Here is a 24,846-nt window from a genome sequence, read left to right as displayed (position 1 = left end):
ATGCCCTGGTGGCTGGCCCGGAGTCTGGGCAGCTCACGGGAAAGGCGGCGGGTGGAGGCGGACACCTCGTCCACGGCCCCCAGCAAAGCCAGGTGGGACGCCAGGGCGCTCCCCCGTGCCTGGGTGTCCGCATCGCCCGGGTCCACCGCCGTCACCGCCTGCCGTGCCTGCTGGCGGCGGTGCAGCCGCTGTGTCCCCCCGGGCTCGGGCGAGGGCGGCTCACCCGTGCCACCCGCCCAGGCGGGCGTGGCGCCCTCGCCGTGCGTGTAGCGCAGGTTCATCCCCCGGCCGGGCGGTGGCGTCAGCGACGCGCAGGCGTTGGACAGCAGGGCCAGGGCGAGCAGCACGCCCATTCCTTGGCGAGTCCTCATCTCCTGCCGAGCCTGTCCGCCATGCCCGTTACCGCAGTGACGAAGAGGAGCTCGAACCGGGAAGTGGTTCCGCCTTCGCACCCGGCTCCGGCGTCGCCGTGGCGGGCCGGCCCAGTCTCGCGATGTCCACCGTCAGCAGCTCGTACAGCAGCACGTCCCACCACCAGAAGAAGAGCGCGCTGAACTGGATGTAGACCAGCGGCGCGTTCGTCCAGATCTGCATCGGATGGCCGAACACGCGGTCGGCGACGAAGCCCGCCAGCCACTCGCCCGCGAAGCAGACCGTGCCGGCGATGACCATCCGCTTCACCAGCCCCACGTCCCGGCGCAGGAACCAGAAGAAGTTCAGGCACCAGATGATGGTCACCGAGCCCGCCCACAGCCCCACGCTCTCGAAGGAGAACCAGTGGTAGGGCGAGCGCGGGTACGTCCACCCCGGCTCGCCGGTGAGCTTCCAGTACAGCTGGTTCTGCAGCAGCTCCACGAACCAGAAGATGGGCGTCACGTAGCTGATGTGGAACGCCAGCGAGCCCAGATACCCGGCCACCCTGTGCTGCCCGCCGTTGCCAGACGACCCCGTCTCATCCGTTGACACAGCAACCTCCTCCTCGGCCCGGCGTGCCCGTGCGCGGCACCTCGTTCCTCGCGCGAGTCTGCCACGGGTGGGCCCGCGAGAGGGTTGCAGGTGTGCCTGGGGGCTACATGGCGGACCCGGACGTGGCAGTCACCTGCCTGCTCCCATGGCAAGAGCGGGATGCGACGTCGGCGGTGCTCCGCAGCGGGCGCTGTTCGCGGTACAACAGTGTGTATGCGTACCCCCGTCGTGTATGTGGCCGGCCTGCTGGCACTCGCGCTGACCGCCGGCCCGGCCCGGGCCCAGGGCCTCGGGCTGGACCTGTCCGGTGATTCCAACACCCAGAGCAACGAGCAGCAGCAGGACTCCGGAGAGGGCACTCCTCAGGACGCCGAGCAGGGCGGGCTGGGCCTGGACCTGAGCAGCGGCACGCCCGGAGCGGACCTGCAGCCGCGCTTCGCGCTGGTGGGCCTGGACACGCCCGAGCGCGCCGGGGCCGCGGCGGCGAAGCGGTGGATGGGGTGGCTGCAGGCGGTGGCGCTGCGCACCGGCCGGGTGGCCAGGGCCTCCGAGCCCGCGGAAGTCCGCGAGCAGCTCGCGTCGGACTACGAGACCGCCCTGCGCTGCCAGGAGGCCGCGTGCTTGAGTGGACCGGCGGACACGCTCGACGCGGACCTGCTCACCACGGCGCGCCTGGCGCTGGAGGACGAGGGCTGGACGCTGCGGCTGTGGACGTATGACCGGGACCGGGGCGCGGTGGAGACGGACGTGGTGACGGGCCGCAAGCCCACCGACAGCAACTTCATCCGCGAGGCGGGCGAGGTGCTCTCCAAGCGCGTGACGGAGCTGGCCCGGCCGCGCTCGATGCTGAAGGTGTCCAGCAACGTGTCGCAGGCGGTGGTGCGCGTGGGTGAGCGCATGCTGGGCGTGGGCACCGTCGAGGCGAAGCTGCCGCCCGGCGAGGTGCAGCTCATCGTCGAGGCCGACGAGTACTCCACCTATACGAAGACGCTGACGCTCGCGCCGGGCGAGACGCAGGAGGTGGCGGTGCGGCTGGAGCTCAATGGCCCCGCGCCCGAGGGACCCCCGGCGGACGCCGTGGCGAGCGTGAAGAAGAAGAAGTCCAGCGGCCCCTCCGGCCCCTCCGTCTTCAGCCGTCCCGCCCTCTACACCACGGTGCTGGGTCTGGCGGCGGTGGGCGCGGGCGTGGCCATGGGCATGGGCCTCCAGGGCAAGGTGCGGGACGCCAACGGCGACGGGATCATGGACGTGTCTCGCGCCGAGTACCTGGCCGCCCGGCAGCAGTCGATGATCTCCACGGCGCTCATGGCGGGCGGTGGCGCGGTGGCGGGCGGCAGCCTGCTGTGGCTCCTCGTCGTCCCGGCGCGTTCCGAGCCGGTGTCCTCCTCGGTGGCCCCCGTCTCCAGCGGGAAGGGCACCAGTGGCACGGCCCTCCACTTCGTCTTTGGCGGGAGCTTCTGAACATGAAGTCCTTTTCTTCCCTCTTCTGCTGTCTGGTGCTCGCGCTGTCCGCGGCGGGCTGTTGGGTGCCGGAGCTTCCGGACGACACCCTCTTCAGCTGCGACACGGCCGAGGACTGCGCCGCCCAGGGCGTGGTGTGCGCTCCCCGCGGCGCGGGCCTGCGCGGCTACTGCTGCACGCCCACCACCGAGGTGTGCAACGGCAAGGACGACAACTGCAACGGCCAGCTGGACGACCTGACCGCGGCCAGCTGCTACACCGGCCCCGAGGGCACGAAGGACGTGGGCGGCTGCAAGGCCGGCCGCGTCACCTGCGGCGCCGACGGCTCCATGGTCTGCACCGGCGAGGTCCTGCCCGCCTCCGCCGAGTCGTGCAACGGCGTCGATGACGACTGCGACGGCGAGACGGACGAGGGCTTCAACGTCCAGACGGACATCGCCAACTGCGGCCGGTGCGGCAACGTCTGCAACGCCGTGACCCAGCTGTGCGTGGATGGGGCCTGCAAGACGCGCGGCGAGACGCTCTGTGACGACAACACCGACGACGACGGGGACGGCGCCAAGGACTGCGCGGACAGCGACTGCGACAACCAGACGCGCGTGTGCAAGGCCGGCGACACGGCCAAGAACTGCGTCTGCGTCGGCCGGGCGATTGGCGAGGCCAACTGCGGCGACGGCGTCGACAACGAGCCGGATGGATTCACCGACTGCGTCGAGGAGGAGTGCTCTGGCAAGTCGTGCGGCACCGGCTGCGTCTGCACCAACTACGTGAAGAAGGAGATCGCCTGCGGCGACGGCCTCAACAATGACGGCACCGAGGGCACCGACTGCGCGGACCCCGACTGCGCCAACCAGTCGTGCGGCGCCGGCTGCCTCTGCCAGGGCAGCAAGGCCGTGGAGACCATCTGCAGCGACGGCATCAACAACGACGGCACCGAGGGCACCGACTGCGCGGACACCGTCGACTGCAACGGCAAGGACTGCAGCGTCGCCGGGGGCTGCCTGTGCTCGGGTGGCGCCGCCACGGAGACCGTGTGCAATGACGGCCTGGACAACGACGGCAACAACGGCGCCGACTGCGCGGACAGCGACTGCTACTGGAAGAGCTTCAGTGACGGCACCCTGTGCACCAACACCGGGACCCGGGTGGAGGTGGCCTGCTCCGACGCCAAGGACAACGATGGGAACGCGGGCAGGACCGACTGCATCGTCGGCAACTCGGACTCCAACTGCGTCAGCGGTGTCTGTGGCGCGGGCTGCTCCTTCAACAACTGCGCCAAGAAGGAGACCATCTGCAACGACCGCACGGACAACGACGGCGATACCCAGACCGACTGCGCGGACAAGACGGATTGTCCCGCCGGTACCGCCTGCACCCGCACCAACGGCGCGGCGGGCACCTGCCAGAACAACGGCTCTTGCGCCTGACGGTGTGTGCTTGATTCACACCTGAGCACAGGCTCGCCCCCCGGGGCGGGCCTGTTCCCACTGATGGAACCCAGGAGGCCTTCTGCGCCCTGGGCGGGACAGAAGAGTCGTCACCCTGGCGACAACGTTGGCTGTGTGGGTTGCCGAGGAATGAGAGGATGAAAAGGTTTGCCGCCCATGCGCGGCGACGACTTCATCTCGGGCACGGTGCTCTCAGGCAGCTTCCAAGCCGCAGGCGGCTCGACGGTCGTGGACCGCGAGCTTCAGGAAGGCGACATCCTCGGCAGCTACCAGCTGGAGCGCCTGCTGGGCGAAGGCTCCATGGGCCAGGTGTTCCAGGCGCGTCACACGCGGCTGGGGCGCCAGGTGGCCCTCAAGGTGCTGCGCTCCGCCTTCTCCCATGACCGCGGCTTCGTGCAGCGCTTCTTCCAGGAGGCGCGTGCCGTCAATCAGATCAACCACGAACACATCGTGGAGATCTTCGACTTCATCGAGGACGCGGAGCACGGACGTGTCTACTGCGTGATGGAGCTGCTGCGCGGGCAGAGCCTCTCCGCCCTGCTGCAGGAGGAGAAGCTCACCCTGCAGCGCATCCGCCGCATGCTGGTGCAGGTGTGCGCGGCGCTGGGCGCGGCGCACCAGCTGGGGGTGGTGCACCGGGACGTCAAGCCGGACAACCTCTTCGTGGCCCACAAGGCCGGGCAGCAGGACTTCGTGAAGGTGCTCGACTTCGGGGTGGCCAAGCTGCTCACCGCCGAGAACACCAGCGGTACGCTGGATGGCACCATCATCGGCACGCCCACGTACATGTCGCCGGAGCAGGCCGCGGGCCTGCCGGTGGACCACCGCGCGGACATCTACGCGGTGGGCACCGTCCTCTACGAGCTGCTCGGCGGACGGCCGCCCTTCCAGGCCTCCAACTTCGGCCAGCTCATGGTGAAGATCCTCACCGAGCCGCCCCCCGCGCTGCCCTCGCACACGCCCGCGGGAGAGCCGGTGCCGCAGGTGCTGGCCCAGCTCGCCCTGCGCTGCCTGGCCAAGGAGCCCGCGGACCGGCCGCGGCAGCTCGCCGAGGTCATCACCGCGCTGCTGTCGGACACGGGGACGGAGCCGCGGGCCCCCCAGCTCTCCGAGGACGAGCGTCCCACCCAGCCCATGGCGGTGCCCGCGGCCCTGTCCGGTGCGCGGCGCCCCTGGCCGCTGATCGCCTCGGGCATGGTGGCCCTGGCGCTCGCGGGGCTGGTGCTCTCGTGGGGCGTGCGGCGGGGTGCCACCTCCGGGGCGCACGAGGTGGCCGCGCGGGCCCCCGTCACCCTCGCCACCGGGCACGAGGAGCCGCCCGGCGCGTCCGCCCCGCTCGAGGCGCCGCTCGTCCAGGAGGCGGAGCCGCGGACGGGCCGCAAGCAGGCGCGCGACTCCGTCCGCCCCGCTGTCCACCGCAAGCAGAACCCCGGAGTGCGCGATGACGTCATCGATCCGTTCGCTCGCTGAGCGCTCCCTGCTGCCGGTGCTGGTGGCGGTGGCGCTCGCCGTGTCGCCCCTGTCCGCGCGCGCCGCGAACGGGGAGGTGGGCGCCCACGTGGAGTCGCAGGCCCGCGCCAGGTTCTCCGAGGGCAACATCGCCTACGACCTGGGCGAGTTCCAGAAGGCCCTGGACGCCTACAGCGAGGCGTACCGGTTGATGCCGCTGCCGGGCTTCCTCTTCAACATCGCCCAGTGCCACCGGCAGATGGGCCGTCCCGAGCGCGCCGGCTTCTTCTACCGGCGCTACCTGACGCTCTCCAAGGAGGAGCCGTCCAACGCCGCGCTGGCGCGGGAGCTCATCGCGGAGATGGACGAGGCGGTGCTCCGGGAGCAGGAGCGGCGCCAGGCGCGCGAGGAGACGGCGCGGGAGCAGGCGAAGGCCGCGGCGCTGCGGGCCCAGGCCGAGGCGATCGCCGCGCGCCGTGTCCAGCAGGGCGAGGGCAAGCGCGCCCTGGTGCCCGGCGCGAGGACCTCCGCGCGGACCGAGGCCCAGGTGAAGGGAGACAGCGTGCTGACGAAGTGGTGGGTGTGGGCGGGGGCGGGCGCCGTGGCGGTGCTCGCCGGCGGCGTCATCTACGCGGCCACCGCTCCCCAGCCGCGCCCCACCACGCTGGGCACCGTGCGTTAGCCGCAGCCGGGGGCCCGGGCCCCGCTCAGGCCGGGGTCTCCCGGGAGCCGCCCCGCTGGTGGGCCATCATCAGCGCGGCCGTGTGGCCCATGCGGGTGTGGAAGCTCTCGGCGTCGTGGAAGGTGAGCCGCACGTCGCCCAGCTGCAGCTGCATGCCGGACTCCAGCGGCAGGTGCTGCCCGGGCCGCATCCGCTTGCCGCCGAGCATCGCCGGCCCGCCCTGGGCCAGCGCCTCCACCGTCCAGCTCCCGTCGGGCTGGGGGTGGAGCGCCAGGTGCTCGCGCGACACCGTGGCGTCGTTGATGACGAAGACGTTGTGCGAGGCCCGCCCCAGCGTCAGCGTGTCCTTCCCCGGCGCCACGGCCAGCTCGAAGCACATGGCATCCCCCGACGGCAGGCAGTCGCGGAGATCCGAGGTGGGCAGCCGGGTGGTGCCGTGGTTCTGCTCGCTGTTCTCCGGAACGTTCCAGACCCCGGCTTCCCACACCAGCCAGCAGTGCGGGTAGCGGGCCCGGAACTTCTCCTTGAGTGCGAGGTGCTGCCGCACGAGCAGCGAGAGCAGCAGGGAGCGCGCCATGAGGGGAGAGAAACACCTCCGGCGTCTGATCGCCACTGCTTCGGGTGTCCGGAGTCGCCGGGTTGTCCAAGAGTGCGCGTTTGAGAGGGGCGTTTTCGGCCGAAAGCAGGCGTCCAAACGGCTGGCACGGATTTTCACCCGGCCCACCTCCGGCGTAAGGTGTCACTTGAATGTTTCAGTGTGCTTCACGCCGTTGTCACCAGGCGGGAGCCCACTGCGCAGGTCCAACCCCCAACCCCCCCAGGAACTGCATGCGCAATCACCCCCGCCATCTCCTGGCACTGTTGAGTGCAGGACTTCTCCTGCTCTCGGCGTGCACCCCGCCCGAGGAATGCGGCAATGGCCGCGTCGAGGGCAAGGAACAATGTGACGACGGCAACACCGCCAACGGTGACGGCTGTTCGAAGAGCTGTACCACCGAGAGCGCGCCGGCCGTCTGCGGCAATGGAGAGCAGGAGGTCGGCGAGGCGTGTGACGACGGCAACCAGGTGGACGGTGACGGTTGCCAGAACGACTGCAGCATCACCACGCCGGATCAGGAAGTGCTGGCCGTGTGCGGCAACGGCAAGCGGGAGATCTCCGAGGCGTGCGACGACGGCAACACGACGGACGGTGACGGGTGCGAGAGCACCTGCGTGGTCACCCGTCCGGCGCCGCAGCAGTGCAACTGGACGGTGAAGGCAGAGGAGCAGCCGACGGCCGGTGAGACCTGCAAGGTGCTCGCTGGTACCGGCACGGCGCGCCTCTACAAGGGCGTGGTGCTGATGGATGGCAAGACGCTCAATGGCGGCCAGGTGCTGGTGGACGACAAGGGCATCATCCAGTGCTCGGCGTGCGACTGCTCGGGCACGGCGGGGGCGGACACCGCCACGGTCATTGCCTGCCCGCAGGGCGTCATCTCCCCGGCGCTCATCAACGCGCACGATCACATCGACTACCAGAAGGCGCCGGAGGCCGGGCGTGCGGAGCGCTACGAGCACCGCCACGACTGGCGTGTGGGCGGGGCCGCGCATGACGGGCACACCAAGCTGTCCGCGGGCTCCACGGCGGCGGACCTCGGCGTGCGCTGGGCCGAGCTGCGCCAGGTGATGGCCGGCACCACCGCCATCGCCAGCAGCGGCGGCCGTCCCGGCTTCCTGCGCGATCTGAACTCCTCGGGCACGGCCCAGGAGGGCCTCGCCGAGCCGGAGCTGAACTTCCAGACGTTCCCCATCGGTGACTCCGGCGGCGAGGAGCTGTCGAGCGGGTGCAACTACAGGACGAGCCTCGACACGCCGAGCGAGATTCCGCCCCTGTCGGCCTACCTGCCGCACATCGCCGAGGGCATCGCGGAGTCGGCGCGCAACGAGTTCCGCTGCCTCTCCGGTGAGGGCACGGGCAGCCAGCAGCTGCTGGCGTCGAACACGGCCATCATCCACGGCATCGGTCTCACGGCGGCGGACATCGCCAAGATGGCCGCGAAGGGCACGGGCCTCATTTGGTCGCCGCGCTCCAACATCTCCCTGTACGGCGAGACGGCCATGGTCACCGCCTACAAGCAGCTGGGTGTGAACATCGCGCTGGGCACGGACTGGCTGCAGTCGGGCTCGATGAACATCCTGCGCGAGCTGCGCTGCGCCAGCTACCTCAACGAGGTGCACTACTCGCGGACCTTCACCGACGAGGAGCTGTGGCGGATGGTCACGGCGAACGCCGCGGACCTGACGGAGACCTGGGAGAAGATTGGCCGCATCGCCCCCAAGAAGGTGGCGGATCTGGCCATCTTCAAGCTCAAGACCTTCGCCTACTCCCCGCACCGCGCCGTCATCGAGGCCCGGCCGGACGACGTGGTCCTCACCGTGCGCGGCGGCAAGCCGCTCTTCGGCGACAAGGCGGTCGTGGCCGCGCTGACCGTGGGCGCGACGGAGCCCTGTGAGGACCTTCCCATGTGCGGCAGTGCCAAGGCGGCGTGCGTGAAGTCCGAGACGGGCAAGACGCTGGCCGAGCTGAGGGAGGTCAACAAGAGCGCATACGAGCTGTTCTTCTGCGCCGATGTGACCCCGACGAACGAGCCCTCCTGCGAGCCGCAGCGCACGGCCACCGCCCCGGTGGCCGCCTCGCAGAATGGCTCCACCGTCTACAGCGGCATCCGCCGGCTCGCCGACTTCGATGGTGACGGCGTCGCCAACGCCGAGGACAACTGCCCCATCGTCTTCAACCCCATCCGCCCCCTGGACGACCGCAAGCAGGCGGATACCGACGGCGACGGCGTGGGTGATGCGTGCGACCCGTGCCCGCTGGAGGCCGGTGTCTCCACCTGCACCGCGCCCAACCCGGCGGACGAGGACGGTGATGGCAAGTTCAGCCCCGGTGACAACTGCCCCGGTGTGGCCAACCCGGAGCAGACGGACACGGATGGCGATGGCCGCGGTGACGCGTGCGACGCGTGCCCCAACGCCAACCCGAACGACGTGCTCTGCTCGGTCTCCCTCTACGACGTCAAGCGGCCGGTGTCCGGCGCCATCCCGCTCATGGGCTACACCGTCACCATTCCCAAGGCGGTGGTGACGGCCATCGCGGGCAACAGCTACTACGTCCAGATTCCCACGGCGGAGCTGACCTCCGGCCCGGACTGGTCCGGCGTCTACGTCTTCTCCTCGTCCTCCACCGCCGCCAAGCCCGCGGTGGGCGATCTCATCGAGATCAAGACGGCCCTGGTGAAGGACTACTTCGGGCAGCTCCAGCTCAACAACGTCACCTTCACGAAGCTGGGCACCGCCCCGCTGCCGGCGCCCGTCGCCGTCTCCCCCTCCGATGTGAACACGGGCGGCTCGCGCGCCGCGGCGCTCGAGAGCGTGCTGGTGGAGGTCACCAACGTCTTCGTGTCCAAGCAGGAGCCCACCCCGGGCACGGCCGACTACGCGCCCACGTACGAGTTCGTCGTGGACACCCGGGCGGATGGCACGGAGACGCAGGGCCTGCGGGTGAACGATCTCATGTACCGCCACCCCATGCCCGAGGTGGGCACGGAGTTCCGCCGCGTGCGCGGCATCCTCGAGTGGCGCAATGGCAACTCCAAGCTCGAGCCGCGCAGCGCGGACGATCTGCTCCTGCCTCCGCCGCCCCTGGCCTCCTTCGGGCTGCCCTCCACCCCGTTCATCCGGGTGAATCCCGCGTGTGACCCCAACGGGTGCTCGATCATCGGGCCGGCGAAGCTCCTGGTGTCGCTGCCGGCGGCCTACGGTGAGGACGTCGAGGTCACCGTCACCTCGTCCGACACGGCCAGCCTGCGGGTGGCTCAGAGCGGCAAGGTGATCATCCCCAAGGGGCAGCTCAGCGCCGAGGTGAAGCTCATCCCCGTGGCCATGGCGAGCAGTGTGACGCTGAAGGCCACGATGGGTGCCTCCTCGAAGGAGACCACGGTGCGCGTGCTGGGCGCCGCGGAGCAGCCCAGGCTCACCACGCTCGCCCCGGGCCGCATCGTCACCGCCGCGTCCAACGACGTGACGCTCCTGGCGACCCTGGATATCCCGGCTCCGGCGGGCACCACCCTCGAGCTCGAGGTGTTGCCCACGGAGCTCGGCACGATCGATCCAGTGACGGTGGGCACCGACAGCCTCCTGGTCCCCTTCACCTTCAAGACGTCCGCGGCGCCTGGCACCGGCCCGGGGACGCTCACCGCCCGGGTGGCGGGCACCACCGCGTCCCAGAGCTCCACCATCGAGCTGGCCACCGCCAGCCTCCCGGAGATCGTCAGCATCACCCCGAGCCCGGTCGCCGTCTTCCAGGGCACCACCCAGCCGTTCACGGTGACGCTCAGTGGGGCGGCTCCGGGAGACATGCTCGTGCGGCTGGTGGCGACGCCTCCCACGGCGGGAGCGGCCTTCGGGACGGTGCCCCTCACGGTGCCGGTGGCCTCGGGGGCCAGCACGGCCGTCTTCGACTTCACCGCGGATGCCACGGGCAGTGGCACGGGCACCATCAAGGCCTCGCTCGGCGCGAAGGAGGTCACCGCCAACGTGACGGTGCGTCTGCCCTTCCCGAGGATCGCCAGCATCACCCCCGCCCAGGCCAAGCTCGTTCCCAAGGCCTCGCGCACCTTCACCGTGACGCTCGACAAGGCGGCCGAGACCGACGGCTTCACCGTGCTGCTCGCCCTCACGCCTCCTGAGCTGGGCACCCTCAACGCGGCGACCGCGACCATCGCCTCGGGCGCCAAGACGGTGGATGTGACGTTCACCGCGGGCGAGCAGGAGGTGACGGGCAAGCTCGTGGCCTCCAACACCCTGGGCGCGGGCAGCTCGGCCACGGCCAACATCGAGGTCGCGGCGCTGCCTCCGCACGTGGTCATCAGCGAGATCTCCGCGCGCGGCGGCCCCACGAGCACCAGCCCGGACGAGCAACAGGACGAGTTCGTGGAGCTCTACAACCCGTCCAGTGAGCCCGTGGACCTGAGCGGCTGGAAGCTCCAGTACAAGAGCGCGGGCGGGACGACCTACGGCAGCTCGAACACCTACACCATCCCGGACGGCAAGAGCATCCCGGCGTATGGGTACTTCCTGCTCGCCAACGGGAACTACCGTGGCGCCGTCACCCCGGATGCGACCCACGCGCTCAACATGTCGGGCTCGGCGGGCGCCCTGCGCATCGGCAAGCCCGAGGTGGGCGCGTCGCTCGATGACCCGAACGCGGTGGATACGCTCGGCTACGGCTCCACCGCCGTGGGTTCCGAGACCAGGTACGGCCCCGCGCACCCGTCTCCGGGCGGCAGCCTCGAGCGCAAGGCGCTCGCCACCTCGACGGCCGCCACGATGGCCACGGGCGGCGCCGACGCGGCGAAGGGCAACGGCTACGACTCCAACGACAACTCGGTGGACTTCCTGCAGCGCACCACGCGCGATCCGCAGAACTCCTCGAGCCCGACCGAGCAGCCCTGACGGATGCCGGGCCCGTCCGCCTCCACCGGGGGGCGGGCGGGGCCGGTGAAGTCCCAACGCCCTCCGTGTCACGCAGTCCGGGTGACGCGGGGGGCGTTGCCGTTTCAGCGCGTGACGGTGCCTTCCACCAGCAGCTGCGCCAGCGCGGTGTGCATGCCGTCGTACGGCACCGACTCGCGGAACAGGTTCTGATGCAGCATCGCGCCGATGAAGGCGCCGATGATGCCGTGCGCGGCATGCTTCGCGTCCACGTCCTGGCGGAACTCCTTCGTCTGCTGCTGGCCGTGGAGGATGATGTTCTCCACCGCCGTGACGTAGATGCCCAGCTTCTCCCGGAGGGCCTCCGCCACCCGGTCGTTGTTCTCCGCCGACTCCGCCGCCACCATCCCGAAGAAGATGCCGTACTCGCGGTGGCTGCGCAGGAACTGATGCGTGCGCTCCATGAACGTCTTGAGCCGCACGCTCGCCGGAAACGTCTGCTGCTCGGTCAGCACCGGATCGAACTCGGCGTAGTAGCGCCCGTGCAGCTCGTCGATGGCCGCCAGCAGCAGATCCTCCTTCGTGGGGAAGTGCCAGTAGAGCGCCCCCGGCGTCATCCGGATGGCCTTGGCCAGCTGGGCCATCGTCGTCGCGAGGATTCCCCGTCGCGCGAACAACGTGATGGCCGCCTCCAGGATTTCCACTCGCGTCCGAGCCGCGCGCTCCTGCTTGATCTCCCGCTTCTCCGCTGCCTTACGCATCCAGTTAGATATCCTACCCAGGCTCGAGATGTGGCGTCACGTTCGTGTCACGCCAGGAGCGTCACCTTGACGATCTCCGGCGGGGCGGCCACCCGGAGCGGCGGGCCCCAGAAGCCCGTGCCGCGGCTGACGTAGATGTGGCTGTCGCCCTCGCGGAACAGGCCGGCGTCGTGCTCCCAGATGGCGGAGACCACCAGGTTGAAGGGGAAGAACTGCCCCCCGTGGGTGTGCCCGGACAGCTGCAGCCCCATGCCCGCCTTCAGCGCGTGCTCACGCCAGCCGGAGGGCTGGTGCGCCAGCAGCACCGCGGCTCGCGACGGGTCTCTCCCCGCCGTGGCCGCCGCCAGGTCATAGCTGCGCTCGCGCGGATAGCCCGAGCGGTGCGCGCCCCAGTCATCCACGCCCACCAGGTCGAACGAGGCCCCCGGCTCGCCGATGCGCACGTGGCGGTTGCGCAGCACCGTCACCCCCATGCGCGTGAGCGCCTCGGCCCACTCCTCGTCCCCCGAGTAGTACTCGTGGTTGCCCGTGACGAAGTACGTGCCGTGCCGCGAGCGCAGGTTGTTCAGCGCGCCCACCCCGTGCGCCAGCTGCGCCACCCGGCCGTCCACCAGGTCCCCCGTGATGCACACGAGGTCCCCCTTCAGGGCGTTGCACTGCGCCACCACCGCGTCCATGAAGCGGCGCTGGATGAGCGGCCCCACGTGCACGTCGCTGAGCTGGATGATGCTGAAGCCGTCCAGCGCCTTGGGCAGGCCGGGCAGCTTCACCGCCACCTCGTTCACCACCGGCGGGTGGAAGGCGCGCCACACGCCATAGCCGGCCATGCCTCCCGCGGCCGCCACCGCCACCCCCGCCGTCGTCCGGGCGAGGAACTGCCGCCGCGCTTCATCCACCACCGGCTCCACCACCGGGGCGGCCACGGGCGTCTCCTCCACGCGGCGGCGCTCCAGCCAGCCGGAGAGCGTGCGCAGGCCTCCCAGCGACAGCACCGCCAGCAGCAGGTAGGTGGCCACGCCCATCCAGAACCAGTTGAGCTGCGAGAGGACGGACGCCGTCTCCTGGGGCAGCAGGCGCGGCACGAACCACCAACTCGTCATGAGCGTGGCCAGCAGGCCCATCAGCACCACGCCCGCCCGCCGCCAGTGGGGGTGCTTCGCCGTGTCCCGGAAGAGCCGGCGGTACAGGTAGACGTGCCCCAGCACCACGATGAGGGACATGGTGCCGAAGAAGATGAGCGACTGAAGGGTGAAGCGCATGGTGGTCCCAATACTCACCGGCGCTCCGCGCGCCGCAACCCCATCGTACGTGAAGAAACGTGAAGCCGGGCCCTCACCCCACGAGCGTGCGGAGGGCCTCGGACAGCTCGGGGTGCTGGAAGCGGTAACCGGCCTCGAGCGCGCGCCGGGGCAGCACCCGCTGGCCTCCCAGCACCACCTCGGACATCTCCCCCAGCGCCGCCTTCAGCGCGAAGCCGGGCACCGGGAGCACCGCCGGCCGGTGCAGCGCCGCCCCCAGGGCCCGCGAGAAGTCCGCGTTCGTCACCGGCTCCGGCGCCGTCACGTTCACCGGGCCCGTCAGCTCCGGCTGCTCCAGCGCGAAGAGCAGCAGGCCCAGCGTGTCGTCGCGGTGCACCCAGCTCATGTACTGCTGCCCCGAGCCCATCTTCCCGCCCAGGCCCAGGCGGAAGGCGGGCAGCATCTGCTTCAGCGCGCCGCCCTCCGGGTGCAGCACCACGCCGATGCGCGCCACCACCGTGCGGATGTCCGCCGCGGCGGCCCGCTGCGCCTCGGCCTCCCAGTCCCGGCACACCCGAGCGAGGAAGTCCTCTCCGGGGGCGCTGCTCTCCGTGAGGGGCTCCGCGCCCCGGTCTCCCCCGTAGTAGCCGATGGCCGAGGCCGATACGAAGTGCCGCACCGTGCCCGCCGCCTGCATGGCCTCCACCAGCAGCCGCGTGCCCACCACCCGGCTGTCGTGGATGCGCCGGCGCGCGCTCTCCGTCCACCGCTGCGCCACCGGCTCGCCCGCCAGGTGCACCACCGCGCCGGCGCCCCCCAGCGCGTCCGGCGGCAGCGGCGTGGACGCGTCGAAGAAGGCGCCGCTCACTCCCGCCGGCAGCCCCTTCAACGCGCGCTCCACGTCGCGCGCCAGCACGTGCACGGCATGGCCCTTGTCCAACAGCCGCCGCACGAGCTGGGGACCGAGGAAGCCACTGGCTCCGGTGAGGGCGACCTTCACGGGTGCTCCTCCTCGGGAATCTCCCGGCCGAGCAGCCCACCGAGCGTCTGGAAGAAGGCCCTCTGGTCCTCGTCCCCCATGCGGCCGGAGTACCGGTAGACGAGCGCTCCGTTCCCATCCAACAGCAACACCGAGGACGTCTTGGTGGGCAGGTTCCACGGCGAGGCCCCCAGCGTTCCCTTCAGGTCCACCAGGATGGGAATGCCCCACTTCTTCTCCTCGTCGCGCACGTAGGACAACGCGATTCCCCGCGCGGGGAAGAAGTCGAACGACTCCAGGTTGGCCACCGCCACCACGAACGCCGCGTCCAGCAGCCCCATTTTCTGACCCTTCGAGAAGAGGGCCTCCTTCAAGGGCGAGTTGAGTGTCGTGGAGTGGCGATCCTCATAGAAGAGAATGACGGGTTTTCCCCGCCATCGGGAGATCGCCACTTCCTTTCCATTGGAGCCCCGCAAGGTTGCGTCCATCGGTCCAACCTGTGGCTCGGCGGCGCGCGATGGACTCGCGGCCAACAGAGCAGCCGTCAGCATGCCAGCAATCCGTGCAGTCATCGGGGCCTCCTGTGAACGAAGCTTGTACGAACCTTGAACATAACCTTGACAGAGCCTGGACACAAAGGTTACCTCCAGGACAGTCGTCATCCATCCGCCGGGAGGAAGGTTGTATGGGGCTCACGCCCTTCATCTCTGCAGCGCCCATGCCGGCTCCCTCGGTGGAGCAGGCGTGGCTGCAGTTGGTGCAGGCCCGGGTGGATGCGTCGCTGGCGGAGCTGTTGGAGCTGCCGGACGAGAGCAGGTTGGACATCCGTTGGACGGAAGCCCTGGGACACGTCCGCGAGTACGTGTCGCGCCCCGCCTGGAGGATGCGCCCGGCGCTGCTGCTGGCCGGCTACTGCCTGGCCCGGGGCTCGGCGTCCGTGCCGGCGGGGCTGTGGCGCTTCGCCGCGGGCGTGGAGCTGCTGCACGCCTTCGCGGCCGTCCATGACGACGCGACGGAGCAGTCGGTGCTGCGGCGCGGAGGGCTGACGCTGCACCACCTGCTGGGGCCGGGCGCCACGGGCCAGCACCTGTCCGTGGTGGTGGGGGATCATCTCTTCGCCCGCGCCATGGAGACGCTGCTGGGCTCGGAGCTGCCGGGCGCCACGCAGGCCAGCCAGTACTACCTGAAGCTGTGCCGCTACTCGGCGGTGGGCCGCTACGTGGAGCTGGAGCGCGGCGGCGAGTGCCTGGGCCCCGGGGGCGTGATGCGGGCCTGGCGGCTGGCGCGCATGCAGGTGGTGCGCGAGGGCCTGGCCCCGGCGCTGGTGTGCGGGGCGATGCTGGCGGGGGCGGACGCGGGGCTGCGGCTGCGGCTGGCGCGCGTGGGCTGCCACGTGGGGCTCGCCTACGAGCTGCGCGAGCAGGTGCTGGGCCTCTTCGAGGACGGCCGGGTGGGCGTCCGGGCCCCGCGGTGCGACTTCCTCCGGGGCCGGCGGACCTTCCCGGTGGCGGCGGCCTGGTCGCGGGCGTTGCCCGAGGTGCGCCGGGAGCTGGAGGCGCTGTGGGCCCTGCCCGTGGAGCGCAGGGACGAGCTCGCGCTCGGGCGGGTGCGGCGGCTGGTGGAGGAGGGCGGGGGGCGGAGCGCCACGGAGAATCTGGTGACACGGGCCTCGCACGGCGCGGTGCGCGCGCTGGCCGAGCTGCCCAACCCCAACGGTCTGCGCGAGCTGGTGCAGTCCCTCATCGGCCAGCTGGCCCACCGTATCGTCTGAGAGGAGCCGTACCGTGAGCCGTGGCAAACGACAGGCGGTGGTGGTGGGCGCGGGCGTGGGTGGGCTCGCGGCGGCGGCGCGGCTGGCCCACCAGGGCTTCGACGTGCAGCTGTTCGAGAAGACGGGCGGCCCCGGCGGGCGCTGCAACCGCCTGCAGGTGGACGGCTTCACCTGGGACATCGGCCCCACCATCGTCCTCATGCCCGAGGTGTTCCAGGAGACGTTCGCCTCGCTCGGCCGGCGCCTGGAGGACTACCTCACGCTGCTGCGGTGTGACCCGAACTACCGCATCCACTACCGCGACGGCTCGGCCATCACCTTCACCTCCGAGCTGTGCGCCATGGGGCGCGAGCTGGAGCGGATAGAGCCCGGCAGCTACGCGCGCTACCTGGCCTTCCTCGCGCAGGGCCGCACCCAGTACCGCACCAGCCTGGACCACCTGGTGGGCCGCAACTACGCGGGCATCTCCGACTACTTCGCGCCCTCGGTGCTCAAGAAGATCTTCCAGGTCCGCGCCCACCGCCGCATGTACGCGGACGTCAGCCGCTTCTTCCAGGACGAGCGGCTGCGCGCGGCGATGACCTTCCAGACGATGTACCTGGGCGTGTCGCCCTTCGCATCGCCCGCGGTGTACGGGCTGCTGCCCTTCACGGAGCTGGGCGTGGGCGTGTGGTTCCCCAAGGGAGGCCTGTACGCCATTCCCCTCGCGCTGGAGAAGGTGGCGCGCGAGGAGGGAGTGCGGCTGCACTACAACACGCCCGTCCAGCGCATCCTCACCGACGGCGCGCGCGCGGTGGGCGTGCGGCTCGAGGACGGGCAGGTGGTGAAGGCGGACGTGGTGCTCTGTAACGCGGATCTGCCCTACGCGTACGAGAAGCTGTTGGACCCGGGCGTCACCCGGCTCAAGCGCGCGAAGAAGCTGCGCTACACGTCCAGTGGCTACATGCTCTACCTGGGACTCAAGCGCCGGTACGAGGGGCTCCAGCACCACAACGTGGTGTTCGGCAGCGACTACAAGGGCTCGTTCGACGACATCTTCGAGCGCTTCCGCGTGCCCGAGGACCCGAGCTTCTACGTCAACGCTCCGGCGCACACGGATGAGAGCCTGGCGCCTCCGGGCAAGGACTCGCTCTACGTCCTGGTGCCGGTGCCTCATCAGCACCCGGGGTTGGACTGGAAGGTGGAGGGCCCGAAGGTGAGGGCCAAGGTGTTCCGGCGCCTGGCCGAGCTGGGCTACCCGGAGCTGGAGCGGGACATCGAGGTGGAGCGCGTCTACACGCCGGATGACTGGGCGGCCACCTTCAACCTGGCCCGGGGCAGTGCGTTCGGGCTGGCGCAGAACTTCTTCCAGATTGGCCCCTTCCGCCCCGCGAACCAGGATGCCCGGGTACGGAATCTGTTCTTCGTGGGGGCCTCCACCCAGCCGGGCACCGGTCTTCCCACGGTGCTCATCTCCGCGCGGCTGGTGGTGGAGCGTATCCTGGAGTGGTCGGGCGCGGCGCAAGTGGTGAAGGAGCCCGGAAGTGACGGGCGCGGAGCAATCGAGGAGGCGGCATGAAGAAGTCGGACAACATCCTGGTGACCCGTGGTTACGACATGGCGGAGCGCGTGACGCGTCATCACGCCAAGAGCTTCTTCTTCGCCTCGTTCATGCTCTTCGGGCTGCGGCGCAAGGCGGCCTTCGCGCTCTATGCCTACTGCCGGCGCCTGGACGACATGGTGGACGTGGCGGACGGCGCGGACCGGGGCGCGGTGCCCGAGGACCTGGGCGAGCGGTTGAGCCGCGCGCGCCGGGCGGTGGCCGAGCTCTTCGTGGACGTGCCGGAGCTGGGAGACCCGCGCATGCCTCCGCCCTCCACGCGCGCCAGTGGGGGCGATGGCCCGTGGGATCCGGCCGAGTTCGCCGCGCTCCAGGACGTCATCCGCCGCTTCCGCGTCCCCGAGCAGCCCATGCAGGACCTCATCTCCGGCATGGAGATGGACCTGACGAAGCGCCGCTACGAGAGCTGGGCCGAGCTGGACCTGTACTGCTACCGCGTGGCCGGCGTGGTGGGGCTGATGATGGCGCCCATGCTGGGGTGCTCGGCGGAGTGGGCGCTCGGGCCGGCGGCGGACCTGGGCCGCGCCATGCAGCTCACCAACATCCTCCGGGACGTGAAGGAGGACCTGGACCGCGACCGCGTCTACCTGCCGCGGGAGGAGCTGGAGGCCTTCGGCCTCACGGTGGACGACCTGCGCGCGGGCGTGGTGGATGACCGGTGGCGCGACTTCATGCGCTTCCAGATCGACCGGGCGCGCGCCTACTACGCGCGGGCGGCGGCGGGCATCCCCGCGCTCACCGGCTTCGGCTGCCAGCGCATGGTGAAGCTGATGGGCTCCATCTACGGGGACATCCTGCGCGTCATCGAGCAGAACGACTACGACGTCTTCAAGGGCCGGCTGTCGGTGCCGGGCAAGCGCAAGCTGGCGCTGGCCTCCACCATCCTGGTGCGGCCGGCGGCCGTGCTGCCCGCGCCGCCGACGCCCGAGGTGACGGTGCCTCTTCTTCCCAGGGGGGTCACCACGGGAGTGAGGTTATGAGCGACGACAAGGTACAGACGTTGAAGGTGAAGCGCTCCTCGCGCCTGTCGGGTTTCTACCGGCAGTCGCCGGAGCGCCGCCGGACGCGGCTGGTGGAGTCGCGCTGGCTGGCGCGCGAGCGCGTCTACCGGCCCGAGCGTGCGCGGGAGATCCTCGCCGAGGAGGCCCGTCGGAAGGGGACCGTGCGATGAAGACGATGCGTGTCGCGGTGGTGGGCGGCGGAATCGGGGGGCTGACGGCCGCCGGGCTCCTGGCGAAGGAGGGCCACGACGTCACGCTCTTCGAGGGAAGCCCCACCCTCGGAGGAAAGGCGCAGTGCGTGCGGGTGGACGGGCTCCGGCTGGACACCGGGCCCACGCTGCTCACGCTGCCGGACGTGGTCAAGGGGCTGTTCGAGCGCCTGGGCGGTGCGGACCTGTTGCCGCCCATCGCCGAGCTGGAGCCCCAGTGCACCTATCGCTTCGCGGACGGGTGCGGTTTCGTGGCGTACAAGGACGTCGAGCGCACGGCGCAGAGCGCGGGTGAGATGCGGCCCAGCGAGCGGCGCGGGGTGCACGGCTTCTATGAGGAGGCCGAGGCCATCTGGCGCGCCGCGGGCGAGCCGTACCTGGAGGCGCCCTTCGAGGGCCTGGCCGGCTTCATGACGCGGGTGGCGCGGCGGGGCGTGACGGCGATGGCCAAGGGGATGAAGCTGGCCACGCTGGATGAGCTGGCGCGGGCCCACTTCAAGACGGACCACATGCAGCAGTTCGTGGGCCGCTTCGCCACGTACGCGGGGGCCTCGCCCTACGAGGCGAGCGCGGCCTACGCCCTCATCCCCCACATCGAGCGCGCGTATGGCGTGCACCACGTACAGGGCGGCATCGGCGCGCTGGTGGATGGGCTGGGCGCGGCGGTGAAGCGCCAGGGCGTGAAGGTGCACCTCAACGTGCGGGTGGGCTACACGCGCGACGCGCGGGGTTACCGCGTGGGGCCGCCGGGCGGCGAGGAGCGCTTCGACTCGGTGGTGGTGAACGCGGATCCGCTGGACAAGCTGGGGCGGGGAAGCGAGCCGCTGTCGCTGTCGGGCTACGTGCTGCTGCTGGAGGTGGATGGCCGCCCCGCGCTGCCGCACCACACCGTGCTCTTCGGCCGGGACTACCGCCGCGAGTTCGACGAGCTCTTCGGGGGCCAGCTGGCCAATGATCCGACGGTGTACTTCTGCAACCCCTCGGCGACGGACCCGACGGTGGCACCGCCGGACAAGACGGGCCTCTTCGTCATGGTGAATGCCCCGGCGCTGCCGCGCGAGCCGGCCGCGTACGAGCGGGCGGCGGCCGCGTGGGAGCTGCAGGCCGAGCGGGTGAAGACGCAGATGTTCGACAAGCTGCTGGTGCACTACCCGGAGCTGCGCGGGCGCATGCGGGTGGTGGGGCAGCGCACGCCGGTGGACCTGGCGGCCCTGGGCGCGCCGGGCGGCTCCATCTACGGCTTCCTGCCGCACGGGAAGTTCGGCCCGTTCCGCCGTCCGCGCATCCGGGGCGGGACGCCGGGGCTCTTCTTCGCGGGCGGAGGCACGCACCCGGGCGGCGGGGTTCCGCTGGTGATGCTGTCCGGCCGCTTCGCCGCGGAGATGGCGTCCGAGCACCTGCGGAGGAGCGCATGAGGCGCATGGACTTCGCCGTCCCCGGCTCGCCGAAGGGGTATGCGTGGCGCGACGCGCTGCCGCCGCTGCCGGACACCCCGGGGGCGTACCGCTGGTTCTACGCCGACGTGACGGCGGGCGAGTACAGCGCGGTGTGCATCTTCATGGTGGGCTCGCTCTTCTCTCCGCGCTACTCGGCGGGGGTGAAGCGGGGCGCGCTGCCGTTGGAGCACTGCGCGGTGAACTTCGCGCTGTACCACCGGGGCACGGGCCGGCGCTGGGTGCTGAGCGAGTACCCGCACGCGGCGGTGCAGGTGCAGCGGGGAGGCCGGGCGCTGCGCGTCGGCGGCTCGCTGCTGGAGTACGGGCTGGACGGCGCGGTGCGCATGGAGGTGGACGAGCGGTGCGCGCCCTTCGGTGGGCCGCTGCGCGCGCGGCTGGAGCTGGAGCCCCAGGTGACGGCGGCGGAGGAGGTGCAGCTGGTGCCGGGGCTGCCGCACTACTGGCGGGCGCTGGCGCCGCGGGCGAAGGCTCGGCTGGAGGTGTCCTCCGAGGGCGTGGTGGCGGAGGGAATGGGCTACCACGACACCAACCATGGCGAGGAGCTGCTGGGCGCGCGGCTGCCGGGGTGGCACTGGGCGCGGGTGCACGGGCTGGAGGAGACGGTGGTGGACTACCACCTGCCGGGCGGGGTGGCGCCGCTGCGCGTGACGGCGGGCGCGCTGGGCACGAAGGCCGAGCGGAGGCCGCTGCTGGCCGAGGCGCGCGACACGAGCCTGACGGGCTGGGGCTTGCGCGTGCCGGCGAAGCTGTACGCGGGCAACGAGGCGGTGGGCGCGCCGAGGCTGTTGGAGTCCTCGCCCTTCTACGCGCGGGTGGAGGCGCGGCGGGACGGGCTGGACGTGATGGGGGAGGTGGCGGACTTCCGCCGTTTCCACTCGCCCTTCATCCGCTGGATGGCGCACTTCCGCACGCGCGTGGAGCGTGGGGCATGAATGCGCTGGTGGCCATGGGCCTGGGCTGGGTGGTGCTGGCGGGAGGCTTCAGCGCGGTGGCGCTGGGGCGCCTGTTGAGCCAGCGCCGCCGTGCGCCCGGGTCCACGCGGGTGCCGGTGCTGCTGCTGCGTCCGGTGGACGCGCCCACGGAGCGCGAGCTGGAGAACCTGGCGAGGCCCATCGACTACGCGGGGCCGCTGACGCACGTGGTGCTCTCGCCGCAGCGGCCGAGGCTGCCCCAGGACGTGCTGTGGCTGAAGAGCGACCCGGTGGCGCCGAACCGGAAGGTGGGGCACCTGCTGTACGCGCTGGAGAAGCTGCCGCGGGACGGGCGGGTGGTGCTGGTGGTGGACGCGGACGTGGCGGTGACGGGAGCGCTGGTGGAGGGCCTGGCGGCGCCGGTGGAGGCGGGAGCGGCGCTGAGCACGGCGGTGCCGACGCCGGTGGGCGAGCGGGCGCTGGCGGACCGGGCGGTGGCGGGGCTGCTGCGCCGTACGCACCACAGCTTCCGGGCGCTGCACGTGATGAGCGCGGGGGCCAAGGCGGTGTGCGGCAAGGCGCTCGGGTTGAGCGATCGGGCGATCGCGGAGCTCCGGCCGCTGGAGGACCACATCGGCGAGGACCTGGAGCTGTCCAAGCGGTTGCACGCGAAGGGGCTCGAGGTTGAGCTGTGCGAGGTGCCCGCGCTGGTGCCGATGGCGCCGGGCACGTGGAGCGCGGCGCTGGAGCGCTTCACGAGGTGGATGCAGGTGCTGAGCAGCCACCGGCCGGGGCTGTACCCGACGGTGCCGCTGCTCTTCACGCCGACGTGGCCGTTGCTGGCGCTCAGCCTTTTGATGGGCTCCATGTGGCTGTCGGCGGGAGTCGCGGGTCTCCTCATGGTGAGAACCCTGCTCTCCTGGCGCCTGACCGTGCTCACCACGCCCACTGCGCCTGCTTCCCCTCTCCCCTCGGGAGAGGGACGGGGTGAGGGTATCGGGTTCACCCCTCCGGCCCCGTTGCTGTGGGACTGGCTGCTCGGCGAGGCCCTGTTGCTCGCCGCGTTCATGACTTCTCTCGTGCGGCCGTCGCGGGTGACGTGGCGGGGCCGCACCTACGCGTTGTATTCCGGGGGCCGCATGTCGCCGGAGCTCGGTGGAGGCCGGGGATGACGTACGCACGCTTCCTGGGACTGTTCGTCGTCCTGCCGATTCTCTTCCAGCTGGTGCGCTACCGGCGCACGCTGACGCCACGGGGGCTGGCGCCCATGGGGCTGCTGATGGTGGTGGTCTACGCGGCGACGTCTCCGTGGGACAACCTGGCGGTGAAGTGGGGCCTGTGGGGCTTCAAGCCGGAGCTCATCTGGGGCATCAAGCTGGGCTACCTGCCGGTGGAGGAGTACCTCTTCTTCGGGCTGCAGACGCTGCTGGTGGGGCTGTGGGCGCGCGCGCGGCTGCTGCGGGTGCTCGAGTCTCCCGAGCCCCAGCGCCGTCCGGCCGAGGGCGCCGCGGTGCCCAAGCCTCGGCCGGCGGACGCCAAGGAGGTGGCGTCATGATGGAGTCGCGCTGGGCGTACATGATCCACCTGCTGTCGTGGGCGGTGCCCTTCATCGTGCTGCAGCTGGCGGTGCTGGTGCACCACTTCCGGAGCCGCACGGGGGCGGTGCTGTGGGCGGTGCTGCCACCGGCGCTGGTGGTGGGGACGTACCTGGCGGTGGCGGACCACCTGGCCATCCGCGTGGGCATCTGGAACTTCGGCGAGGGCAAGCACCTGGGCGTGTACGTGGCCGGGGTGCCGCTGGAGGAGATCCTCTTCTTCCTGCTGACGAGCGTGATGGTGTCGCTCGGGCTGACGCTCTTCACGGTCCTCCTTTCGCGGCGGGAGGCGCGGGTGCCGTGATACGCGCGGCGAAGGGAGGGCTCTTCGGGTGGGTGCTCGACGGGTACGTGGGGTGGAAGTTCCGGTCGGCGTTCCGGGGCCTGTGGGTGCGCGGGCAGCTGCCGGGAGGAGAGGGGGCGCGGCTGGTGTACGCGAACCACTCCAACTGGTGGGACGGCTTCGTGCTGCACCAGCTGGGGAAGGCGGCGGGCTGGGATGCGTACTGCGTGATGGAGGAGCAGAACCTGGAGCGCTACCGCTTCCTGTCGAGGCTGGGCGCCTTCAGCATCCGCCGGGGCGAGGCGGCCTCGTCGCTGGAGACGCTGCGCTACGCGCGTGAGCTGCTGCGCAAGCCGGGCGCCGCGGTGTGCATCTTCCCGGAGGGCGGACTGCGCCCCTTCGGGGTGCTGCCGTTGAAGCTGGAGCGCGGGGTGGAGCTGCTGGCGCGGGTGGGGCAGGTGGAGTGCGTGCCGCTGGCCATCCGCTATGTCTTCCTCGAGCACGAGCGGCCGGACGTGCTGGTGGAGGTGGGGACGCCGCACGGGGCGGGGGCGCTGGCGCGCTTCCAGTCGGAGCTGGAGGGAGCGGTGCGCCGGCTGGCGGAGGTGACGGGCCTGGAGGGCTTCACGCGGGTGGTGTCGGGGGGCATGGGCGTGGCGGAGCGCTGGGACGCGGTGCGGGGGAGGGCGCCCTCGGCATGACGCTGCTGCGCATCCGGACCATCGCCCGGCTGACGGGCATCCGCGAGGCCACGCTTCGGGCGTGGGAGCGGCGCTATGGCTTTCCGCGCCCGCACCGCAACGAGAGCAACTACCGCGTCTACTCGCGGGAAGAGGTGGAGAACGTCCGCCGGGTGGCGACGCTCATCTCCGACGGCCTGTCGGTGAGTGAGGCCATCGCCCAGGTGCGCACGGTGCCGGTGGCGGAGCTGCCGGTGCGCGAGCGGCTGGAGGAGCGCTTCTGGTCGGCGGTGATGGTGCTGGACGGGGACGCGGCGGACCGGGTGCTGGGCGAGGCGCAGGCGGCCCTGGCGGTGGAGCCCTACGTGGACACCGTGCTCATGCCGCTGCTGCGGGAGATGGGTCATCGGCTGGACATCGCGCGGGAGCACCTGGCCTCGGCGCTCATCCGCCAGCGGCTGCGGGCGCTGCTGCTGGCCGAGGATTCCCGGCCGGGGGGCCCCCGGGTGCTGCTGGCCTGTCCAGAACGTGACATGCACGAGGGCGGGTTGCTGGCACTGGGCCTGCATCTCAAGCGCAGGGGCTGGCAGGTGACGCTGTTGGGGGCGGACACTCCGGCCGAGGCGTTGCGCGGAGCGTGCGTGCAGGTGACTCCGGACGTGGTGGCGCTCTCGTGCGTGAGACGACGGGAGGCGGACGAGCTGCGCCAGGTGTTGCAGAGCGCGGTGGAGGCGTGTGCTCCGGCGATGGTAGTAGTAGGGGGGCCGGGCGCGCGTGAGCACCTGAAGGTCATTTTCAACGTGGGAGCACAGTACGCGGAGTCCACGGAGGAGCTGATGGCCCTCTGGCAGCAGGCGCGCGGCGCGTCGAACCGCACCTGAGG

The 24,846-nt window shown here is 71.1% G+C and carries 22 protein-coding genes and 1 pseudogene; 16 read left to right on the top strand and 7 right to left on the bottom strand.

What is annotated here, in order from left to right:
• Together VFZ09_RS49985 and VFZ09_RS49980 are read right to left on the bottom strand one after the other, a co-directional pair.
• Nucleotides 1-353: pseudogene (locus VFZ09_RS49985) on the bottom strand (DUF2380 domain-containing protein); the annotation flags it as partial.
• A gap of 46 nt (nucleotides 354-399) precedes the next feature.
• The gene (locus VFZ09_RS49980; RefSeq protein WP_329734954.1) at nucleotides 400-966 is read right to left on the bottom strand and encodes a hypothetical protein; all 567 of its coding nucleotides are present in this window, start codon (nucleotides 964-966) and stop codon (nucleotides 400-402) included.
• Nucleotides 967-1,179: 213 nt separating this feature from the next.
• On the opposite strand from VFZ09_RS49980, the gene VFZ09_RS49975 reads away from it, so the two are divergent.
• The 4 genes from VFZ09_RS49975 (at nucleotide 1,180) to VFZ09_RS49960 (ending at nucleotide 6,006) form a co-directional block, all read left to right on the top strand.
• A complete protein-coding gene (locus VFZ09_RS49975; RefSeq protein ID WP_329734953.1) occupies nucleotides 1,180-2,427 on the top strand; it encodes a PEGA domain-containing protein in 1,248 nt (415 codons plus the stop codon).
• Nucleotides 2,428-2,429: 2 nt separating this feature from the next.
• Nucleotides 2,430-3,854, top strand: coding sequence for a MopE-related protein (locus VFZ09_RS49970; RefSeq protein WP_329734952.1), 1,425 nt, complete (start codon nucleotides 2,430-2,432; stop codon nucleotides 3,852-3,854).
• Between the two features lie 177 nt (nucleotides 3,855-4,031).
• Nucleotides 4,032-5,345, top strand: coding sequence for a serine/threonine-protein kinase (locus tag VFZ09_RS49965; protein WP_329734951.1), 1,314 nt, complete (start codon nucleotides 4,032-4,034; stop codon nucleotides 5,343-5,345).
• A complete protein-coding gene (locus VFZ09_RS49960) occupies nucleotides 5,317-6,006 on the top strand; it encodes a tetratricopeptide repeat protein (RefSeq protein WP_329734950.1) in 690 nt (229 codons plus the stop codon). The genes VFZ09_RS49965 and VFZ09_RS49960 overlap by 29 nt, the downstream gene beginning before the upstream one ends.
• A 25-nt stretch (nucleotides 6,007-6,031) precedes the next feature.
• On the opposite strand, the gene VFZ09_RS49955 is transcribed toward VFZ09_RS49960, so the two are convergent.
• Nucleotides 6,032-6,583, bottom strand: a complete 552-nt coding sequence (locus VFZ09_RS49955) for an FHA domain-containing protein (protein WP_329734949.1) — start codon at nucleotides 6,581-6,583, stop codon at nucleotides 6,032-6,034.
• 251 nt (nucleotides 6,584-6,834) lie between these two features.
• Here VFZ09_RS49955 and VFZ09_RS49950 point away from each other — a divergent pair, with 251 nt between their 5' ends.
• Nucleotides 6,835-11,499, top strand: coding sequence for a lamin tail domain-containing protein (locus VFZ09_RS49950; RefSeq protein WP_329734948.1), 4,665 nt, complete (start codon nucleotides 6,835-6,837; stop codon nucleotides 11,497-11,499).
• A 104-nt stretch (nucleotides 11,500-11,603) separates the two neighbouring features.
• Here VFZ09_RS49950 and VFZ09_RS49945 read toward each other — a convergent pair whose 3' ends face one another.
• The 4 genes from VFZ09_RS49945 to VFZ09_RS49930 form a co-directional block, all read right to left on the bottom strand.
• On the bottom strand, nucleotides 11,604-12,239 hold the full coding sequence (locus VFZ09_RS49945; RefSeq protein ID WP_329734947.1) for a TetR/AcrR family transcriptional regulator: 636 nt from the start codon (nucleotides 12,237-12,239) through the stop codon (nucleotides 11,604-11,606).
• 47 nt (nucleotides 12,240-12,286) lie between these two features.
• Nucleotides 12,287-13,498 carry a metallophosphoesterase gene (locus VFZ09_RS49940; RefSeq protein WP_329734946.1) on the bottom strand — a complete coding sequence of 404 codons (1,212 nt, stop codon included), beginning with the start codon at nucleotides 13,496-13,498 and terminating at the stop codon, nucleotides 12,287-12,289.
• Nucleotides 13,499-13,571: 73 nt separating this feature from the next.
• Nucleotides 13,572-14,477, bottom strand: a complete 906-nt coding sequence (locus VFZ09_RS49935; RefSeq protein ID WP_329734945.1) for a TIGR01777 family oxidoreductase — start codon at nucleotides 14,475-14,477, stop codon at nucleotides 13,572-13,574.
• Entirely contained in the window at nucleotides 14,474-14,908 is a 435-nt protein-coding gene (locus tag VFZ09_RS49930) for a hypothetical protein (protein WP_329734944.1), read from the bottom strand. Before VFZ09_RS49930 ends, VFZ09_RS49935 begins: the two co-directional genes overlap by 4 nt.
• A gap of 266 nt (nucleotides 14,909-15,174) precedes the next feature.
• Here VFZ09_RS49930 and VFZ09_RS49925 point away from each other — a divergent pair, with 266 nt between their 5' ends.
• Genes VFZ09_RS49925 through VFZ09_RS49875 form a run of 11 tightly spaced genes read left to right on the top strand, consistent with a single transcriptional unit; the run spans nucleotide 15,175 to nucleotide 24,844 of the window.
• On the top strand, nucleotides 15,175-16,227 hold the full coding sequence (locus VFZ09_RS49925) for a polyprenyl synthetase family protein (protein ID WP_329734943.1): 1,053 nt from the start codon (nucleotides 15,175-15,177) through the stop codon (nucleotides 16,225-16,227).
• A 13-nt stretch (nucleotides 16,228-16,240) separates the two neighbouring features.
• Nucleotides 16,241-17,785: a phytoene desaturase family protein gene (locus VFZ09_RS49920; RefSeq protein WP_329734942.1), complete on the top strand. Its 1,545-nt coding sequence runs from the start codon at nucleotides 16,241-16,243 to the stop codon at nucleotides 17,783-17,785.
• Nucleotides 17,782-18,807 (top strand): phytoene/squalene synthase family protein, encoded by a 1,026-nt coding sequence (locus VFZ09_RS49915; protein ID WP_329734941.1) that lies wholly within the window; start codon nucleotides 17,782-17,784, stop codon nucleotides 18,805-18,807. Before VFZ09_RS49920 ends, VFZ09_RS49915 begins: the two co-directional genes overlap by 4 nt.
• Nucleotides 18,804-18,998, top strand: coding sequence for a hypothetical protein (locus VFZ09_RS49910; RefSeq protein WP_329734940.1), 195 nt, complete (start codon nucleotides 18,804-18,806; stop codon nucleotides 18,996-18,998). Before VFZ09_RS49915 ends, VFZ09_RS49910 begins: the two co-directional genes overlap by 4 nt.
• Nucleotides 18,995-20,452, top strand: coding sequence for a phytoene desaturase family protein (locus VFZ09_RS49905; RefSeq protein ID WP_329734939.1), 1,458 nt, complete (start codon nucleotides 18,995-18,997; stop codon nucleotides 20,450-20,452). The genes VFZ09_RS49910 and VFZ09_RS49905 overlap by 4 nt, the downstream gene beginning before the upstream one ends.
• Entirely contained in the window at nucleotides 20,449-21,426 is a 978-nt protein-coding gene (locus VFZ09_RS49900) for a carotenoid 1,2-hydratase (protein ID WP_329734938.1), read from the top strand. Before VFZ09_RS49905 ends, VFZ09_RS49900 begins: the two co-directional genes overlap by 4 nt.
• The gene (locus VFZ09_RS49895; RefSeq protein WP_329734937.1) at nucleotides 21,423-22,577 is read left to right on the top strand and encodes a glycosyltransferase family 2 protein; all 1,155 of its coding nucleotides are present in this window, start codon (nucleotides 21,423-21,425) and stop codon (nucleotides 22,575-22,577) included. Before VFZ09_RS49900 ends, VFZ09_RS49895 begins: the two co-directional genes overlap by 4 nt.
• Entirely contained in the window at nucleotides 22,574-22,960 is a 387-nt protein-coding gene (locus tag VFZ09_RS49890; protein WP_329734936.1) for a lycopene cyclase domain-containing protein, read from the top strand. Before VFZ09_RS49895 ends, VFZ09_RS49890 begins: the two co-directional genes overlap by 4 nt.
• Nucleotides 22,957-23,304: a lycopene cyclase domain-containing protein gene (locus VFZ09_RS49885; protein WP_329734935.1), complete on the top strand. Its 348-nt coding sequence runs from the start codon at nucleotides 22,957-22,959 to the stop codon at nucleotides 23,302-23,304. The genes VFZ09_RS49890 and VFZ09_RS49885 overlap by 4 nt, the downstream gene beginning before the upstream one ends.
• Nucleotides 23,301-23,984: a lysophospholipid acyltransferase family protein gene (locus VFZ09_RS49880; protein ID WP_329734934.1), complete on the top strand. Its 684-nt coding sequence runs from the start codon at nucleotides 23,301-23,303 to the stop codon at nucleotides 23,982-23,984. The genes VFZ09_RS49885 and VFZ09_RS49880 overlap by 4 nt, the downstream gene beginning before the upstream one ends.
• Nucleotides 23,981-24,844 (top strand): MerR family transcriptional regulator, encoded by an 864-nt coding sequence (locus tag VFZ09_RS49875; RefSeq protein WP_329734933.1) that lies wholly within the window; start codon nucleotides 23,981-23,983, stop codon nucleotides 24,842-24,844. The genes VFZ09_RS49880 and VFZ09_RS49875 overlap by 4 nt, the downstream gene beginning before the upstream one ends.
• The last annotated feature ends 2 nt before the right edge of the window (nucleotides 24,845-24,846 follow it).

The sequence above is a fragment of the Archangium sp. genome, from assembly GCF_036277355.1.
Classification (GTDB): domain Bacteria; phylum Myxococcota; class Myxococcia; order Myxococcales; family Myxococcaceae; genus Archangium.
Note: the sequence above shows the minus strand (reverse complement) of the source record. Positions and strands in the feature narration are given on the sequence as shown.